The organism is Streptomyces sp. NPDC003077 (assembly GCF_040611095.1).
Lineage (GTDB): Bacteria > Actinomycetota > Actinomycetes > Streptomycetales > Streptomycetaceae > Streptomyces.
Genome location: NZ_JBEXNM010000065.1, coordinates 24,032 through 40,191, shown reverse-complemented (window position 1 = coordinate 40,191; position 16,160 = coordinate 24,032). Strand labels below are relative to the sequence as shown.

The 16,160-nt window shown below is 72.1% G+C and carries 11 protein-coding genes; 4 read left to right on the top strand and 7 right to left on the bottom strand.

All coding sequences use genetic code 11. The annotated features are described in order from the left end of the window. Nucleotides 1–3: 3 nt before the first annotated feature. A complete protein-coding gene (gene tatC / locus ABZX96_RS30840) occupies nt 4–975 on the top strand; it encodes a twin-arginine translocase subunit TatC (protein ID WP_355550728.1) in 972 nt (323 codons plus the stop codon). 250 nt (nt 976–1,225) lie between these two features. Further along, nucleotides 1,226–4,042, top strand: a complete 2,817-nt coding sequence (locus ABZX96_RS30835) for a DEAD/DEAH box helicase (RefSeq protein ID WP_355550726.1) — start codon at nt 1,226–1,228, stop codon at nt 4,040–4,042. 1,237 nt (nt 4,043–5,279) lie between these two features. On the opposite strand, the gene ABZX96_RS30830 is transcribed toward ABZX96_RS30835, so the two are convergent. Together ABZX96_RS30830 and ABZX96_RS30825 are read right to left on the bottom strand one after the other, a co-directional pair. Beyond that, the gene (locus ABZX96_RS30830) at nt 5,280–6,158 is read right to left on the bottom strand and encodes a siderophore-interacting protein (protein WP_355550724.1); all 879 of its coding nucleotides are present in this window, start codon (nt 6,156–6,158) and stop codon (nt 5,280–5,282) included. 37 nt (nt 6,159–6,195) lie between these two features. Beyond that, on the bottom strand, nt 6,196–7,110 hold the full coding sequence (locus ABZX96_RS30825) for a 5'-3' exonuclease (RefSeq protein WP_355550757.1): 915 nt from the start codon (nt 7,108–7,110) through the stop codon (nt 6,196–6,198). A 227-nt stretch (nt 7,111–7,337) separates the two neighbouring features. On the opposite strand from ABZX96_RS30825, the gene ABZX96_RS30820 reads away from it, so the two are divergent. Together ABZX96_RS30820 and ABZX96_RS30815 are read left to right on the top strand one after the other, a co-directional pair. Beyond that, the gene (locus ABZX96_RS30820) at nt 7,338–8,591 is read left to right on the top strand and encodes a glycine betaine/L-proline ABC transporter ATP-binding protein (protein WP_355550722.1); all 1,254 of its coding nucleotides are present in this window, start codon (nt 7,338–7,340) and stop codon (nt 8,589–8,591) included. Then, nucleotides 8,584–11,190 carry an ABC transporter permease/substrate binding protein gene (locus ABZX96_RS30815; protein ID WP_355550720.1) on the top strand — a complete coding sequence of 869 codons (2,607 nt, stop codon included), beginning with the start codon at nt 8,584–8,586 and terminating at the stop codon, nt 11,188–11,190. Before ABZX96_RS30820 ends, ABZX96_RS30815 begins: the two co-directional genes overlap by 8 nt. Before the next feature lie 180 nt (nt 11,191–11,370). On the opposite strand, the gene ABZX96_RS30810 is transcribed toward ABZX96_RS30815, so the two are convergent. The 5 genes from ABZX96_RS30810 to ABZX96_RS30790 form a co-directional block, all read right to left on the bottom strand. Next, nucleotides 11,371–11,619, bottom strand: coding sequence for an acyl carrier protein (locus ABZX96_RS30810; protein WP_355550718.1), 249 nt, complete (start codon nt 11,617–11,619; stop codon nt 11,371–11,373). Next, complete coding sequence (locus ABZX96_RS30805) at nt 11,595–12,725, bottom strand: nitronate monooxygenase (protein ID WP_355550716.1); 1,131 nt, start codon at nt 12,723–12,725, stop codon at nt 11,595–11,597. Before ABZX96_RS30805 ends, ABZX96_RS30810 begins: the two co-directional genes overlap by 25 nt. After that, entirely contained in the window at nt 12,722–13,660 is a 939-nt protein-coding gene (locus tag ABZX96_RS30800) for an aminoacyl--tRNA ligase-related protein (protein ID WP_355550714.1), read from the bottom strand. The genes ABZX96_RS30805 and ABZX96_RS30800 overlap by 4 nt, the downstream gene beginning before the upstream one ends. Further along, entirely contained in the window at nt 13,647–14,531 is an 885-nt protein-coding gene (locus tag ABZX96_RS30795) for a diiron oxygenase (protein ID WP_355550712.1), read from the bottom strand. Before ABZX96_RS30795 ends, ABZX96_RS30800 begins: the two co-directional genes overlap by 14 nt. A 175-nt stretch (nt 14,532–14,706) precedes the next feature. Further along, nucleotides 14,707–15,975 (bottom strand): aspartate aminotransferase family protein, encoded by a 1,269-nt coding sequence (locus ABZX96_RS30790; RefSeq protein WP_355550710.1) that lies wholly within the window; start codon nt 15,973–15,975, stop codon nt 14,707–14,709. Nucleotides 15,976–16,160 lie beyond the last annotated feature (185 nt).

Below are 16,160 nucleotides of genomic sequence, written 5' to 3'. Positions count from 1 at the left end.
GGGGTGCTCAAATCCGCCCTTCCGAAGAAACGCAAGGACAAAGACCCTGAGGGTCGGATGCCGCTCATGGAGCACTTGCGCGAGCTGCGCAACCGGCTCCTGAAGTCCGTGCTGGCCATTCTGGTCGGCACGGTTGTCGCCGCGTTCTTCTACGGGGACATCATCAACTTCGTGACCAAGCCGATCCTGCAGACGGTCGGCTGTGAGTCCCTGTTCACGGACCTCGCCAAACAGGACAAGGGCAGCACCTGCGCCCAGATCGTGATGCTCGACCTGCTCGGGCCGTTCACGCTGGCGCTGAAGGTGTCCCTGATGAGCGGTGTCATCCTGTCCGCCCCGGTCTGGCTCTACCAGCTGTGGGCGTTCCTGGCGCCCGGGCTCCACCGGCACGAGAAAAAGTACTCGCTCAGCTTCGTCGGCGTCGGCTTCCCGCTGTTCCTCATCGGCGCGTACTTCGCCTACTCGATCCTGCCGACCACCGCGAAGGTGCTCATCGAGTTCACCCCGTACGGCGTGAACAACCTGCTGACGCTGGAGAAGCTGCTCGACCTGGTCGTCCGCATGATCGTGGTGTTCGGCCTGTCCTTCCAGCTCCCGCTGGCGCTGGTCATGCTGAACTTCGGCGGGGTGCTCAGCGCCCAGCGGATGCGCGGCTGGTGGCGCGGCATGGTCATGGGCATCACGGTCTTCGCGGCCATCGCCACGCCCAGCACCGACCCGCTGTCCATGGTCGCGCTGGCGCTGCCGATCGTCCTCCTCTACGCGGCTGCCCTCGTGATCGCCACGATGAACGACGCCCGGAAGGCGAAGAGGCTGGCCGAGGGGCCGTCCGACGACGAGGCGTCCGAGCTCGACCTCACGCCCGAGGCGATCGACGACGTGGAGCCCATCGCCCCGGTGGTGCCCGAGCAGGCCGGCGGGTCCGCGGACGGCTCCGCCCGGCCGCGCCGAGGCGGCTACGACGACGTGACGTGACCTGACGAGCGGTTCGTTCCGGAAGCCCCGTCCCCGCGCGAGCGGGCGGCGGGGCTTCGTCGTAGGGGATTCGGCTTCCGAACGCGTGGTGGGGGACAGGGAAGCCCGGGGGCGCCGCGCGGCCCGGCCCGGTCCGGGCGGTCGGCCGGGCGGGGTCACCGGCATCGGGGAAGCCCGGAGGGGCCGTGGGTAAAGGCCGTCCCTAAAGATCGCGATGTTGTCAGAGGCGGCCGGTACGCTCGTAAGCACGATGACCGAGGACATGTCCCCTGCTGAGCGCTATGCCGCCGCCCGCGCCAGGGCGGCCGAGCAGGCCACCGCACTCGCTTCCTTCCGCGAGATGTACGACTTCGCGCTGGACCCGTTCCAGATCGAGGCGTGCCAGGCCCTGGAGGCCGGGAAGGGCGTGCTGGTGGCGGCGCCGACCGGCTCCGGCAAGACGATCGTGGGCGAGTTCGCCGTCCACCTGGCCCTGGAGCAGGGCCGCAAATGCTTCTACACCACGCCCATCAAGGCGCTGTCGAACCAGAAGTACACCGACCTCGTCCGCCGCTACGGCGCGGACCGGGTGGGCCTGCTGACCGGCGACAACAGCGTCAACGCGGACGCGCCGGTGGTCGTGATGACCACCGAGGTGCTGCGGAACATGCTCTACGCGGGTTCGCAGTCGCTGTCCGGCCTGGGGTACGTGGTCATGGACGAGGTGCACTACCTCTCCGACCGGTTCCGGGGGGCCGTGTGGGAAGAGGTGATCATCCACCTTCCGGAGTCGGTGACGCTCGTCTCGCTCTCGGCGACGGTCTCCAACGCGGAGGAGTTCGGGGACTGGCTGGACACGGTCCGCGGTGACACCGAAGTGATCGTTTCCGAGCACCGTCCGGTCCCGCTGTGGCAGCACGTCCTGGTGGGCCGCCGGATGTACGACCTCTTCGAGGAGCGCGACGGGCACGGCGGCGGCAGACGCGAGGTCAACCCCGACCTGGAGCGGCTGGCCCGGATGGAGAACAGCCGCCCCTCCTTCGGCCGCGACAAGCGCCGGGGCCGCGTCATGCGCGAGGCGGACCGCGAACGCGAGCGGCGCCAGCGCGGGCGCATCTGGACGCCCGGCCGGGCCGAGGTGATCGACCGGCTCGACAGCGAGGGGCTGCTGCCCGCCATCACCTTCATCTTCAGCCGGGCCGGCTGCGAGTCGGCGGTGCAGCAGTGCCTGTACGCCGGGCTGCGGCTCAACGACCAGGAGGGCCGGGAGAAGGTCCGCCGCATCGTGGAGGCCCGCACGGCCGGGATTCCGGACGAGGACCTGCACGTCCTGGGCTACTTCGAGTGGCTGGAGGGCCTGGAGCGGGGCATCGCCGCGCACCACGCCGGGATGCTGCCGACCTTCAAGGAGGTCGTGGAGGAGCTGTTCGTCAAGGGCCTGGTCAAGGCGGTGTTCGCGACCGAGACACTGGCGCTGGGCATCAACATGCCGGCCCGCTCCGTCGTCCTGGAGAAGCTCGTCAAGTGGAACGGCGAGCAGCACGCCGACATCACGCCCGGCGAGTACACCCAGCTCACCGGGCGGGCCGGGCGGCGCGGCATCGACGTCGAGGGCCACGCGGTCGTGCTGTGGCAGCGCGGCATGGACCCGGGCGCGCTCGCGGGCCTGGCCGGGACGCGGACGTATCCGCTGCGCTCCTCCTTCAAGCCGTCGTACAACATGGCGGTCAACCTCGTCTCCCAGTTCGGGCGGCACCGTTCGCGCGAGCTGCTGGAGATGTCCTTCGCGCAGTTCCAGGCCGACAAGTCGGTCGTGGGCATCTCGCGGCAGGTGCAGAAGAACGAGGACGGCCTCGCGGGCTACCGCGAGTCGATGACCTGCCACCTCGGGGACTTCGAGGAGTACGCGCGGCTCCGCCGGGAGCTGAAGGACCGCGAGACCGAGCTCGCCAAGCAGGGCGCGGCGCAGCGCCGGGCCGCCGCCGCGGCGGCGCTGGAGCGGCTGCGCCCCGGCGACGTCATCCACGTCCCGACCGGCAAGTACGCGGGTCTCGCCCTGGTGCTGGATCCGGGCACGCCGTCCGGCCGCTCCAACGGGCACCGCGGGTTCGACGCGCACGACGGGCCCCGGCCGCTGGTGCTCACCGCGGAGCGGCAGGTCAAGCGGCTGGCGTCGATCGACTTCCCGGTGCCGGTGCAGCCGCTGGAGCGGATGCGCATCCCCAAGACCTTCAACGCCCGCAGCCCGCAGTCGCGCCGCGACCTGGCCTCCGCGCTGCGCACGAAGGCCGGGCACCTGGCGCCGGAACGGCAGCGCCGGCAGCGGTCGGCGGCGACGGACGACGAGCAGATCGCGCGGTTGCGCGCGGCCATCCGCGCCCACCCCTGCCACGGCTGCGCCGAGCGCGAGGACCACGCCCGCTGGGCCGAGCGGTACCACCGGCTGCTGCGCGACACCCGCCAGCTCGAACGCCGGATAGAAGGCCGCACGAACACCATCGCGCGCACCTTCGACCGGATCTGCGCGCTGCTGACCGAGCTGGACTACCTGGAAGGCGACACGGTCACCGACGAGGGGCGGCGGCTGGCCCGGCTCTACGGCGAGCTGGACCTGCTGGCCAGCGAGTGCCTGCGGGACGGCGTCTGGGAGGGCCTGGGCCCCGCCGAGCTGGCGGCCTGCGCCTCGGCGCTGGTGTACGAGGCCCGGCAGGCGGACGACGCGGTCGCGCCGAAGCTGCCCTCGGGGCGGGCGCGGGACGCGCTGGCCGAGATGGTGCGCATCTGGGGCCGGCTGGACGCCCTGGAGGAGCGGCACAAGATCAACCAGGCCGAGGGCGTCGGCCAGCGCGAGCCGGACCTCGGCTTCGCCTGGGCGGCATACCGCTGGGCGTCCGGCGTGAGCCTGGACGAGGTGCTGCGGGACGCGGAGATGCCGGCCGGTGACTTCGTGCGCTGGTGCAAGCAGTTGCTCGACGTGCTCGGCCAGATCGCGGCGGCGGCGCCGCCGGGTGGGGATGTGGCGCGTAGCGCGCGGAAGGCGATGGATGGCGTGTTGCGGGGTGTGGTGGCGTACTCGTCGGTGGGGTGACGGGTGGCCCGGATCCCGGCGTGCTGCGGGGTCCGGGGGCCGGTGGAGGCCGGGCGGTTTCGGTGGTGGGGGGACCGTTCCGGCTTCGTTCCGCTTCTGTCGTTCCTCCGCTTCGGCGTGTCGCGGGGAGCGGGCGGGTGCTGGCCGACACGCCGTGGGCGCCGGGGCGGGCGCCTGTCCCTTGCGGGGGCGTGCCTGCGCCGATCGGCTGCGGGCGGCGCTCTCTGTTTCGCAGTCCCTGGTGTGTTGGTTTGCCGCCTTCGGCGGGAGGGGCGTGGTGGGGCGGACGCCCGGTGTTCTTTTGGGTCGGGGCCGCCCCGGGGTACCTCCTCGCGGCAGTTGCGCTTCCCCGACGTCATCTTGTGGCGGGGCCGCCGCGCCCCAGTCCGCTGCGGGGGCACCCCGGGACGTCCCCTTCCGTGGGATGCGCGCCCGCCCCTTGTGGGGGGAGGGAAAAGATTTGCGGGTCGGCCCGCGACAGAGCGGAAAGGTCACGGGGACAGAACCAGACGGGTGCCTTGCCGTCTCCGTAGAAGGTGGCCACCGCGCATGCCGCCCGAGAGGACACCGTCTTCCGCACGCCGCTCACGGGGGCGGTTCGTCCTGCATACGAACGGAAAGTGCAGGACGGGCAGTACACAGCAAGCCCGCACCGGCATAGGCCCGCGTAGGTCGAAACCGGTGGCCTCCCGCCCCCAAACGACGGCCCTCCGTGCCCACGGCCGGCACCGACCTGTGACGGGCCGACCCGTGCCTGTCCATCCCCCCCACAAGGGGCGGGCGCGCCACCGGCCGAAGGGGACGTCCCGGGGTGCCCCCGCAGCGGACTGGGGCGCGGCGGCCCCGCCACAAGATGACGTCGGGTAAGCGCAACTGCCGCGAGGAGGTACCCCGGGGCGGCCCCGACCCACAAACACACCGGGCGTCCGCCCCACACACCCCACCCGCCGAAGGCGGATACGGCGGCGGCCCGATGCCCCCGCCGCGGCGGGGATTCCAAGCCGGGGTGGCGGGCCCGGTAGGCGGGTGACAGGGCGGCGCGCGGTGGGACCATCCGAGGTGCCGTCCCGGCCAGTGCGAGTGGGGTCCGCTCATATGCCGGTGGTCTGCGCGCCGTCCGACGTGCGGGGAAGCGAGGGGTGCCGCTCAGGGCCGGCCACCGGCCCATGGGCCCGCCCGGACCACAGGGACGCAGGGAAACGTCATCCGGAAACGCGGCCCCGCCTCGTGCCCCGGCTCACGACCCCGTCGGGACCGTCTTCTCCTGCTCGGCCTCGACCTGCTCGTTCCACTGCTTTTTGGAGGCCTGCCAGCCGTCCTCGTCGTGGCCGCGGCGCCAGTAGCCGGAGATGGAGAGCGCCTCGCGCGGGATCTCGCGCTCGACGCGCAGCAGGCGGCGGAGTTCCTTGACGAAGCCGGCCTCGCCGTGGACGAACGCCTGGACGCGCTGCCCGGCGGGGAACTCCAGAGCGCGCACCGCCTCGACCAGGCGGTCGCCCACCGGCGCATCGCCGCGGTGCACCCAGACGATCTCGGCGCCCTCGGGCGTGTGCAGCGGCTGCTCCTCCTCCGGGCCCGCGACCTCGATGAAGGCGCGGACGGGGGCGCCGGAGGGGGCGTGTTCGAGGGCGGCGGCGATGGCGGGCAGGGCGCTCTCGTCGCCGGCGAGGAGGTGCCAGTCGTAGTCGGCGGACGGGGCGTAGGCGCCGCCGGGGCCCAGGAACAGGAGCTCGTCGCCGGGCTTGGTGCCCATCGCCCACGGGCCGGCCAGGCCTTCGTCCCCGTGCGCGACGAAGTCGATCGCCAGCTCGCGGGTTGCAGGGTCCCAGGTCCGCACGGTGTAGGTGCGGATCCGGGGCCACTGGTCGCGCGGGAAGTCGGCGCGGATCCGCGCGATGTCGAAGGGCTCCGGGTACTCCACGCCGGGGAGCGGGAAGACCAGCTTGATGTAGTGGTCGGTGTATTCGCCGGCGGAGAACTCCGCCAGGCCGTCGCCGCCCACGACCACCCGCACCATGTGCGGGGCGAGCTGCTCGGTGCGCACCACCTGGGCGCGGTGGAGCTTGGACTTCCTGCGGGCCGGACGCTCTTCTGCCACGGTGGTCTCCCCTGCCATGATCGTGATTCTTGTTAGGTTTACCTAACCTAACAGCTCACTGTCCGAGCGCGGCAAGCAGCCTTTGGAGGGATCCGCCGAGCCCCCACTGGTGGGCGAGCGCTTCCAGCCGCTCGGGATCGGCCGCCTCCCGGGGCAGGGCGGGGTCGAAGTCCGGCAGCGGAACGTCCGTGGCGACCCGGACGACCTTGGGGGCGACGGCGAGATAGGGGCGCCCCTCGGTGAGGCGCTTGCGCTGGGACGGGGTGAGCTTGGCGGCCGGGTCGTCCACGGCGGCCAGGATGCCCGCCAGGTCGCCGTACGTGGCCAGCAGCTTGGCCGCGGTCTTCTCGCCGATGCCGGCCACGCCCGGCAGTCCGTCGCTCGGGTCGCCGCGCAGCAGGGCGAGGTCGGCGTAGCCGGAGCCGTCCACGCCGTACTTCTCGCGCAGCGCGGTCTCGTCCGTCACCTGGAGCGTGCCGACGCCCTTGACCGGGTACAGCACGCGCACGCCCCGCCCGTCGTCCACGAGCTGGAAGAGATCCCGGTCGCCGGTGACGATGTCCACCGGGCCGGTCGCCCGCTGGGTCAGGGTGCCGATGACGTCGTCCGCCTCGTACTCGGGGACGCCGACGCGGGCGATGCCGAGCGCGTCCAGCACCTCCTCGATCACCGGGACCTGGGGGGAGAGGGTGTCCGGGATCTCCTCCGCGTCCGGCGCGGTGGAGCCCGCGGGCGCCTCCTCGGCGACGCGGTGGGCCTTGTAGGTGGGGATCAGGTCGACCCGCCACTGGGGGCGCCAGTCGGCGTCCATGCAGGCCACCAGGTCGTCGGGGCGGTGGTCCTGGACGAGGCGGGCGATGAAGTCCAGCAGGCCGCGCACCGCGTTGACCGGCGTGCCGTCGGGGGCTTTGACGGATTCGGGCACGCCGAAGTAGGCGCGGAAGTACAAGGAGGCGGTGTCGAGGAGCATCAGGCGTCGGGTCACATCCCGCATGATGCCGTACGCCTGTGACATCCCCCTTGGTGTGAAGTGGATCACTGTGGTGTTTGTGTCCCGATCATCCGGGCAGGCGCGCTCGCGGATCGGAACCGATGCATATTCAACTTTTGCGCCGGTTGATACGGGCGGAACCCGTACCGAGCCACGGCCGGTCACCGGGGGAGACGGGTCGTTCCCCGTCGACCAGAGAGGTGTATGTGTCCAGGCTGCAAGCCGAGCACGTGTACAAGGTGTTCGGCAGAAGACCCGAGGAGGCGGTACGGCGGCTCGAAGACGGCGCCGGCCGCGACGAACTGCGTGCCGAGGGCACCACGGCCGCGGTGATCGACGCGTCGTTCTCCGTCGACGAGGGCCAGATCTTCGTCGTCATGGGTCTGTCCGGATCCGGGAAGTCCACGCTCCTGCGCACCCTCAACGGGCTGCTGGAGCCGACCGCCGGAAGCGTCCGGTTCGACGGCCAGGACCTCACCTCGCTCACAGCCAAGGAACTGCGCGCGGTCCGCTCCGAGAAGATCTCCATGGTCTTCCAGCACTTCGCGCTCTTCCCGCACCGCAGCGTGCTGGAGAACGCCGCCTACGGGCTCCAGGTGCGCGGCGTCCCGCGCGCCGAGCGGCAGCGGCGCGCCACCGAGGCGCTGGAGCTGGCCGGGCTCAAGGGCTGGGAGAAGTCCTGGCCGGACGAGCTGTCCGGCGGCATGCAGCAGCGCGTGGGGCTGGCCCGCGCGCTGGCCACCGACGCCGACCTGCTGCTCATGGACGAGTCCTTCAGCGCCCTGGACCCGCTGATCCGCCGGGACATGCAGGACCAGCTCCTGGAACTGCAGAAGACCCTCAAGAAGACCATCGTCTTCATCACCCACGACCTGAACGAGGCGATGCGCCTCGGCGACCGGATCGCCGTCATGCGGGACGGGCGCATCGTGCAGAACGGGACCGCGGAGGACATCCTGCTGCGCCCGGCCAACGACTACGTCGCGTCCTTCATCCAGGACGTGGACCGCTCCCGGGTGCTGACCGCCGGGGCCGTCATGGCGCGCCCGGACACGGTGCTGGGCACCGCCGCCGCGGACGGCCGCGTGCTGGCCACCGCCGCCGACCTCCTCGCCGCCGCGCCCGCCACCGTCCGCCCCGACACGCCGGTCGCCGAGCTGTTCGCGCCCTGCGCGAGCCCGGTCCCGGTGGCCGTGACCGACGCCTCCGGCGCGCTCGTCGGCGCCGTGACGGCCGCGGGGCTGCTGGCGGCCCTGGGCGAGCCGGCGGGGCGGGCCGAACTGCCGCGCCGGGTGCGCACGACGCGCGGGGGGACTTCCGGACCTTCTGCGGCCGGTCCCGCCGCCGCCCGGCAGGATTCCGACAAGCCGGGCGGCACCACGCCGGACGCCGCCCACCAGCCGGGCACCCCCGGCCGCGCTTCCCAGGCCGAGCAGGGCAAGGTGAGCGCCGGTGCCTAGGATCAACCTCGGGTCGTGGGTCAGTTCCGCGGTGGACTGGCTGCGTGACAACGTCGCCTGGCTGTTCGACTTCGTCTCCACCGTCCTGAACGGCATGTACGACGGCATCCACGCCGTCCTCGCGGCCCCCGAACCGCTCCTGCTGGCCGGCATCTTCGCGGTGCTCGCCTGGTGGCTGCGCGGGCTGCCGGCCGCGGTCCTGACCTTCCTGGGCTTCGCGCTGATCGACTCGATCCAGCAGTGGGGCGCGACCATGGAGTCGCTGTCGCTGGTGCTCGTCGCCTGCGTCATCACGATCGTGCTCGCCGTGCCGCTCGGCATCTGGGCGTCCCGCAGCCGCGCGGTCAGCGGCGCGCTGCGCCCCGTCCTGGACCTGATGCAGACGATGCCGGCGATGGTCTACCTCATCCCCGGCATCCTCTTCTTCGGCATCGGCGTGGTGCCCGGCATCGTGGCGACCATCGTGTTCGCCATGCCCCCGGCCGTCCGCATGACGGAGCTGGGCATCCGGCAGGTGGACGGGGAACTGGTCGAGGCGGCCGAGGCGTTCGGCACCCACCCGCGCCGCACGCTGCTGCGGGTGCAGCTGCCGCTGGCGCTGCCCACCATCATGGCGGGCGTCAACCAGGTCATCATGCTGGCCCTGTCGATGGTCGTCATCGCGGGCATGGTCGGCGGCGGCGGGCTCGGCGCGTCGGTCTACAACGCGATCAGCTCCGTGGACGTGGCGCTCGGCTCGGAGGCCGGTCTCGCCGTCGTCATCCTGGCCATGTACCTGGACCGGATGACCGGCGCGCTCAACCAGCGGGTCTCGCCGCTCGGGCGGCGCGCGCTGGCCAAGGCGCAGGCGGCGCTGGGCGGGATGAGGTTCCTCCGGTGGAAGCCCGGCACGTCGGTGGCGATGGTCGGGGTGGTCGTCCTCGCGCTGGTCGCGGGCGGTCTGGGGATCTTCGGCGGTGGCAAGGACGGCGGCGCCGCCGGCGGCGGCAAGGGCCGCACGATCCGCATCGGGTACGTCAACTGGGACGAGGGCAAGGCCACCACGTACCTGTGGAAGGAGATCCTCGAACAGCGCGGCTACAAGGTCACCGCCCAGCCCCTGGAGGCGGGCGCCCTGTTCACCGGGCAGGCGCGCGGCGACATCGACGTGCAGACCAACGCCTGGCTGCCCACCACCCACGCGTCGTACTGGGAGAAGTACCGGGACAAGCTGGAGGACCTGGGCACCTGGTACGACAAGACCTCGCTGGAGATCGCCGTCCCGTCCTACGTCAAGGACGTGAAGTCCCTGGAGGACCTCAAGGGCAAGGCCGGCGAGTTCGGCGGCAAGATCATCGGGATCGAGCCGGGCGCCGGCGAGATGAAGATCTACAAGGACAAGGTGCAGAAGGAATACGGCCTGGCGGGCGAGTACAAGCTCACCGAGGCCAGCACCTCCTCCATGCTCGCCGAGCTGGACCGCGCCTACGCGGCGAAGAAGCCGATCGCTGTCACGCTGTGGTCGCCCCACTGGGCGTACGACAAGTACGACCTCACCAAGCTCAAGGACCCCAAGGGCGCCTTCGGCACCGGTGACGGCCTGCACCTGCTGGGCCGCGAGGGCTTCTCGGGGGACGAGCCCGAGGTCGCCGGGTGGATGAAGAACTTCCACCTGGACGAGTCGCAGCTCACCAGCCTGGAGAACACCCTCAAGGAGGCGGGCGAGGGCCACGAGCAGGACGGCGTGCGCGCCTGGCTCAAGGAGCACCCCGGCCTGGTGAACAAGCTCGCCCCGTCCGCCTCCACCGCGTACGCCAAGGGCCGGGACGCCGGCGCCGCCCCCGTGATCGGCTACCCGGCCTGGGACGAGGGGATCGCCACCACCTACCTGTGGAAGAACGTCCTGGAGAAGCGCGGCTACCGGCCCAAGATCCGCAACCTGGACGTCGGCCCCATGTGGACCGGCCTGTCCACCGGGCAGATCGACGTGGAACTGGACGGCTGGCTGCCGGTCGCGCAGAAGCAGTACTGGGACACGTACAAGAAGGACCTGGTCGACGTCGGGGCCTGGTACGACAAGACCTCGCTGGAGATCGCCGTCCCGTCCTACGTCAAGGACGTCAAGACGCTGGACGACCTGCGGGAGCACAAGGACGAGTTCCACGGCAAGATCATTGGGATCGAGCCGGGGACCGGCCAGATGAAGCGCCTGAAGGACGTCGTCGCCCCCGCCTACGGCCTGGACGGCTTCGAGATCACCGAGGCCGGGACCAGCGCCATGCTCGCGGAGCTGGAGCGCGCCTACGCCAAGAAGGAGCCGGTCGCGGTCGTCCTGTGGTCGCCGCACTGGGCCTACAGCAAGTACGACCTGACCAAGCTGAAGGACCCCAAGGGCACCTGGGGCGCCAACAACCAGATCAAGACGCTCGGCAACAAGAGCTTCCCGAAGAAGTACCCGGAGCTTTACGGCTGGCTGAAGGACTGGAAGATGACGCCCGAGGAGCTGGGGAGCCTGGAGCAGGCCGTCCAGGACGCCGGCAAGGGGCGCGAGGACGCGGGCGTGCAGAAGTGGATCGACGCCCATCCGGGCATCGTGGACGCGATGGCGCCGGTGAAGTGAGGGCCTGAGGGTCCTCATGGCCGCCGCGTCGTGAGCCTCAGTGACACAGGTGACACAGGGACGGAACCGGTCGTCCCCCGGCCGCACCACGCGCGGCCGGGGGCGCCGGTTCCGGTCCTTTCGGGGCGTCCGGGGCACCGCGGGCCCGGCAGGGGTGGAGGGCCCGGGTGCCCGGGCCCCTCAGTGACCGGTGCGCTGGGGCGTCAGGAAGTTCGCGGAGATCGCCTCCAGCGTCCGGAACCGGTCCACGTCCAGCTCCTCCAACGGCAGCTCACGGCCGACGAGGTCTTCCAGGAGCAGGATGAATTCCATGAAGCCGAGCGAGTCGACCAGGCGGTTCTCGATCAGGTCCAGATCCGGCGGGATGGCCTCGACGTCCGGGTTCCGGGCGCGCAGCCAGTCGGTCACCGGCTTGAGCGGGTCGTCCATGCTTCCCCCTCGGCAAAACGGTCGCGGGGCGGCTCGGCCGCCTCGTACTCCCGGCGGAACCGCTCGACGACGGACGCCACCGGATGCCGGCCGGTGACGCCCGCGCACGAGCGCCCGCAGTACATCGCCATCTCCTCGATCCGGCCCTCCGTACCGGCCGACGGCGCCGCCGCGCTGTAGCGCGGCACGGGCACCCGCCGGGCCCCCACGCGGGCACTGGCGATGAACACCGCGGGGCGGCGGGTCGCGTCGGCGGTGAGGGCGTTGCGCAGCACCCGGTGCGGGCGGTCGGGCCAGCCGATGTCGTACAGCCCCGTGACGACGGTGTCCCGGGCCGACGCCTCGACCACCCGCCGCTTGAACAGCGGATGCGCGTCGGACTCGTCGGTGGGGACGAACAGCGTGCCCGCCACCGCGCCGTCGGCCCCCCGGCGGCGCGCCGCCGCCAGATCGGCGCCGGTCGCGATCCCGCCCGCCACTGCCAGGACGGCCCGGGGATGGCGGGCCCGGACCTCCCGCAGCAACTGCGGCCCCGTCATCGCGCCCAGCAGGTGCCCCCCGGCCTCCATGCCTTGAAGGACGAGGACACCGGCCCCCAGACGCAGCGCCCGCCCGGCGTCCTGCACGCTGCCGATCTGGATCACCAGGGGATGACCCGTGCGGACGACGGTGCGCGCCGCCTCGGGGGGCGGGAGGCCGAAGAACGTGACGAAGCCGTGGTCGGGGAGGCGTTCGAGGGCCGCGCGGAGCTGGGCCCGGCAGGTGGCGGGGTCGGTCACCTCGGGGACGAGGTTCACGCCGAAGGGGCGCGTGGTCGCTGTGGCGACGGCGGCGACCAGTTCGCGGATCCGGTCGGGTGGCTCCTTGTAGAGCGCGAGGGTGCCGCCCGCACCGGCGCGGGACACCGCGGCGCACAGGTCGGGGCCGGCGACTCCGCCCATGCCGGCTTGGAGGAGGGGCAGGTCGAGGCCGAGGGCGCGCTCCAGGGCGTGGCCGGTGGGCGCGGGCTGGGAGCCCCCTTTTGGTACGGGCCCGGCGGCGCGTCCCCCGCGCTCCGCGCCGGTGCCTGCCCCGTACCCCGGCGTGCGCTCCGGAGGCGGGCTCACGGCCGCTCCCCGGCGTCGCGTACGGCCGCCCCCGCCTCGCGCACGGCCGCGCGGGCGGCGTCCAGGTCCCCGGCGAACCGCTCCGCCAGGACGTGCAGCCACCGTTCCAGCCCGAAGGCCACGCAGCCGGTGAAGGCGGGTCGCCCGGCGTACCGGATGTCGCACCGCTCCCCGAAGAAGTTGCGGTGGTGGTTCACCGACGCCACGGCGGTGCCGTCCGTGTGCACGTATTCGTCCTTCACCGGGGCGAGGACCTGCATCACGGAGCGGGCGCCGTCCTTCTGGAAGAACGGGTCGGTCGCGGGCTGCCGTGACAGGGGCAGGCCGAGCCGGGCGGCGAAGGCCGCGATCCGTGCGTGGGACCGGTCGAGGTGGTCGCGGACGCGGTCGGCCGGGCCGACGCAGACGATCTCCCGCATGGTGAACCCCCACATCCGGCGCAGCCCGTCGTGGCGGTCCTCGTTGCGGAAGCACTGGGCGGCGGTGGTGACGAGGAGGGGGGCGTCGGTGCGCATCCCGGAGAAGTGCAGGAAGCAGGCGTAGCAGGCGGCGGAGGGCAGCAGGTGGGCGGCGGCGGTGAGGTCGTGGGCGGGGACGGTGCCGGTGGTGCCGTTGGCGGGGGCAGGGGTGACGTCCGTGGAGCCGCCGGACGCCGGGGACGCCCCGTCGCCGTACGCCGTCAGCCGGTCCGGGCGGAGGCGGGCGACCAGGCTGCCCAGGTGCGGGAAGTTGCGGAAGTAGTCCAGCGTGCGCAGGTCGGCGGCGCGCAGCAGCGGGGGGAAGGTCATCCGGACCGCCCCGGCGGCCGTGCCCCAGGCGGCGAAGGTGTCGTCCAGCGTGCGCAGCAGCTCCGTCGCGGGCTCGTCCAGGGTGGCCAGCCCGTCCCGGACGGACCACGGGGGCGCGGGACGGGGCGGGCGATCAGCGACCGTCATCGAGCACCCCGATCCGGGTCAGGAAGTCGGTGGTCTTGTGCAGCACCCGGGCGTGCGCGGCCTGCCGGGCGGGGTGGCCCAGCAGCCGCCGCCGGAGGGCGAACCCGTCCGGGATGCCCGCGTCGCGGTAGACCCCGGGCTGGTAGAAGGACTCCACGCTCGCGGTGACGTAGCGGCCGATGTAGTCGCCGGCGGCACGCCGGGTCGCCTCGTCCACCCCGGCCTCGGCGAGCTGCTCCCACAGCAGGCGCACCAGGCGGCGGCCGAAGGCGATGTGGCGGGACTCGTCCTGGTGGTGCAGGCGGTTGAGGTGGCGGATGGTGGGGTGCAGCCGGTCGTCCGCGGCCAGGTGGACGTTGTAGTGGTCGACGATCTGCTCGAAGACCAGGATGCGGGCGAAGACGAGGAAGTTCTCCACGCGGGGGTCACGGGCCGGCTCGGGCAGCCGCAGCGTCTTGTCCGGGTAGATCTTCCCCCCGTACTTGAGGCAGAAGGTGGCGAAGAACCACATGTGGTCGTTCTCCTCACCGATGAAGTGGTGGAAGAACTCCGACGGGACCTCGAACCCGGGCGTGTGGACGCGCCGCATCACCTCGATCAGCAGCTCCCGGATGCCGTGCACGTTCAGGCTGTAGAAGTGGACGCTCTCCCAGCGGCTGAGCGCCCGCAGCCGGTCGGGCGGCAGCTCGTCCATCAGCTCCGTGCCGTGGACGGTCAGCAGCTCGGGGGACATCCAGAACTCCCCGGCCGGGAGCTCCGGCGGCCAGTCGAAGGCCGTGTACGGGTTGTAGTAGTCCGCCGTCGCCTTGTCGGAGAGGCGGTCGAGCAGCGCGCGGAACTCGGTGCCGTCCGCGGGGAGCGTGGGGGACACGGCTCCTCCTCCTTCTCCTTGTCCTGTCCGGGGGCCCGGCGACCGGCGGCGGGTTTCTCGCCGCTGCGGGCGGGAGCGCCGCTTCGTCCGGTCCCCGCGCGGGGCGTCGGACCGGTGGCCGCCGCCCACCGGCCGGTGCTCCGGGCGCGCCCCGGCCGGGCCCCGGCGCGTCCCTTCATGCCGCCGCCTCCGCCGCGAAGAGGGCGTCCAGCCGGTCGCAGAGCAGGTCGGCCTCGGGGCGGGTGATGACCAGCGGCGGACGGATCTTGACCACGTTGCCCCGCCCGTAGCGCGAGGTCCGCAGGATGAGGCCGTGGTCCATGCCGTGCCGGGCGAGCGACCTGGCCAGCGCGGCGTCCGGGCGGCCGTCCCGGTCGGCGACCTCGACGCCGATCATCAGGCCGAGCCCGCGCACGTCCACGACGTACGGGTGCGCGGCGGCCAGGTGCCGCAGCCGCTCCATGATGTGGGCGCCGACCTCGCGCACGTTCTCCAGGAACCCGGGGCGCGCGATGACGTCCAGCGTCGCCACCGCCGCGGCGGCGGCCAGCGTGTTGCCGCCATAGGTGAACGAGTGGTGGTCGCCGCTCAGCCCGGACAGCCGCTCGTCGGCGAGGATGGCCGCGACCTGCGCGCCGGAACCGCCGAGCCCCTTCGCGGTGGTCAGGATGTCGGGCCGGACCCCGAAGTGCTCGGCGGCGAACATGCGCCCGACCCGGCCGATGCCCGTCTGCACCTCGTCGAAGATCAGGACGATGCCCCGCTCGTCGCACAGGCGGCGCAGCGCGGCCAGATAGCCGTCCGGCGGCACGATGTTGCCGCCGCTGCCCGAGACCGGTTCCACGACGACGCAGGCGACGCTGCCGGAACTGGCGTGTTCGATGAAGTCGTTGATCCGCTCCACGCAGAGCAGCCCGCAGGTCTCGGGCCGCTCCCGGTAGAAGCAGCGCAGGCAGTACGGGTCGGGCACGTGCAGGACCCCCGGCAGGAGACTGGGGAAGGGGGCCTTGCGGAAGGACTCGCCCGACATCGTCGCCGTCATCAGGGTCTGGCCGTGATGGCTGCGGAACAGCGTGATCACGTCCCGTCGCCCGGTGAGGACCTGCGCCATCTTCACCGCGCCCTCGTTGGCGGTGGAGCCGCCGGAGACCTTGAGGTGGACCTTGGTGAGGTTGGCGGGGGAGAGCTCCACCAGGCGGCGGACCAGCGCGTTGACGGGCTCGGTCTGGAAGACCGAGGTCGCGTGCACCAGGCGCTCCGCCTGGTCGCGCAGGGCCTTGACCACTTCCGGATGGCCGTACCCGAGGCTGAGGTTGAAGGTCCCGGACGCGCAGTCGATGTACTGCTTCCCGTCCGCGTCGTACAGGTAGATTCCCTCGCCGTGCTCCATCATGTGATCGCTGACCGGGTAATAGATCAGCTCGTGTGCGCGCTTGAGGTCCACCGTTGTTCTCCTGCCTGAATTCACGACAGGGATCTCCATGGCCGGTGACCGATGATCGATAGCCGGTCTCCGGCCGGTCGCGTCCCGCATTCCGGGACGGTGCGACGGGTCACCTGGAATTCGATGGAAACGGAACCCGGATGACGCTTTCCCGGGGTGGCCCGATCCGTTTATCCGTGCCGCGG

Excerpts from the sequence above, each read along its gene's own strand:
- ABZX96_RS30835 (WP_355550726.1), top strand. The coding sequence starts at position 1,226 with ATGACCGAGGACATGTCCCCTGCTGAGCGCTATGCCGCCGCCCGCGCC.
- ABZX96_RS30810 (WP_355550718.1), bottom strand. The coding sequence starts at position 11,619 with ATGGACGACCCGCTCAAGCCGGTGACCGACTGGCTGCGCGCCCGGAAC.
- ABZX96_RS30825 (WP_355550757.1), bottom strand. The coding sequence starts at position 7,110 with ATGCTCCTCGACACCGCCTCCTTGTACTTCCGCGCCTACTTCGGCGTG.
- ABZX96_RS30830 (WP_355550724.1), bottom strand. The coding sequence starts at position 6,158 with ATGGCAGGGGAGACCACCGTGGCAGAAGAGCGTCCGGCCCGCAGGAAG.
- ABZX96_RS30800 (WP_355550714.1), bottom strand. The coding sequence starts at position 13,660 with ATGACGGTCGCTGATCGCCCGCCCCGTCCCGCGCCCCCGTGGTCCGTC.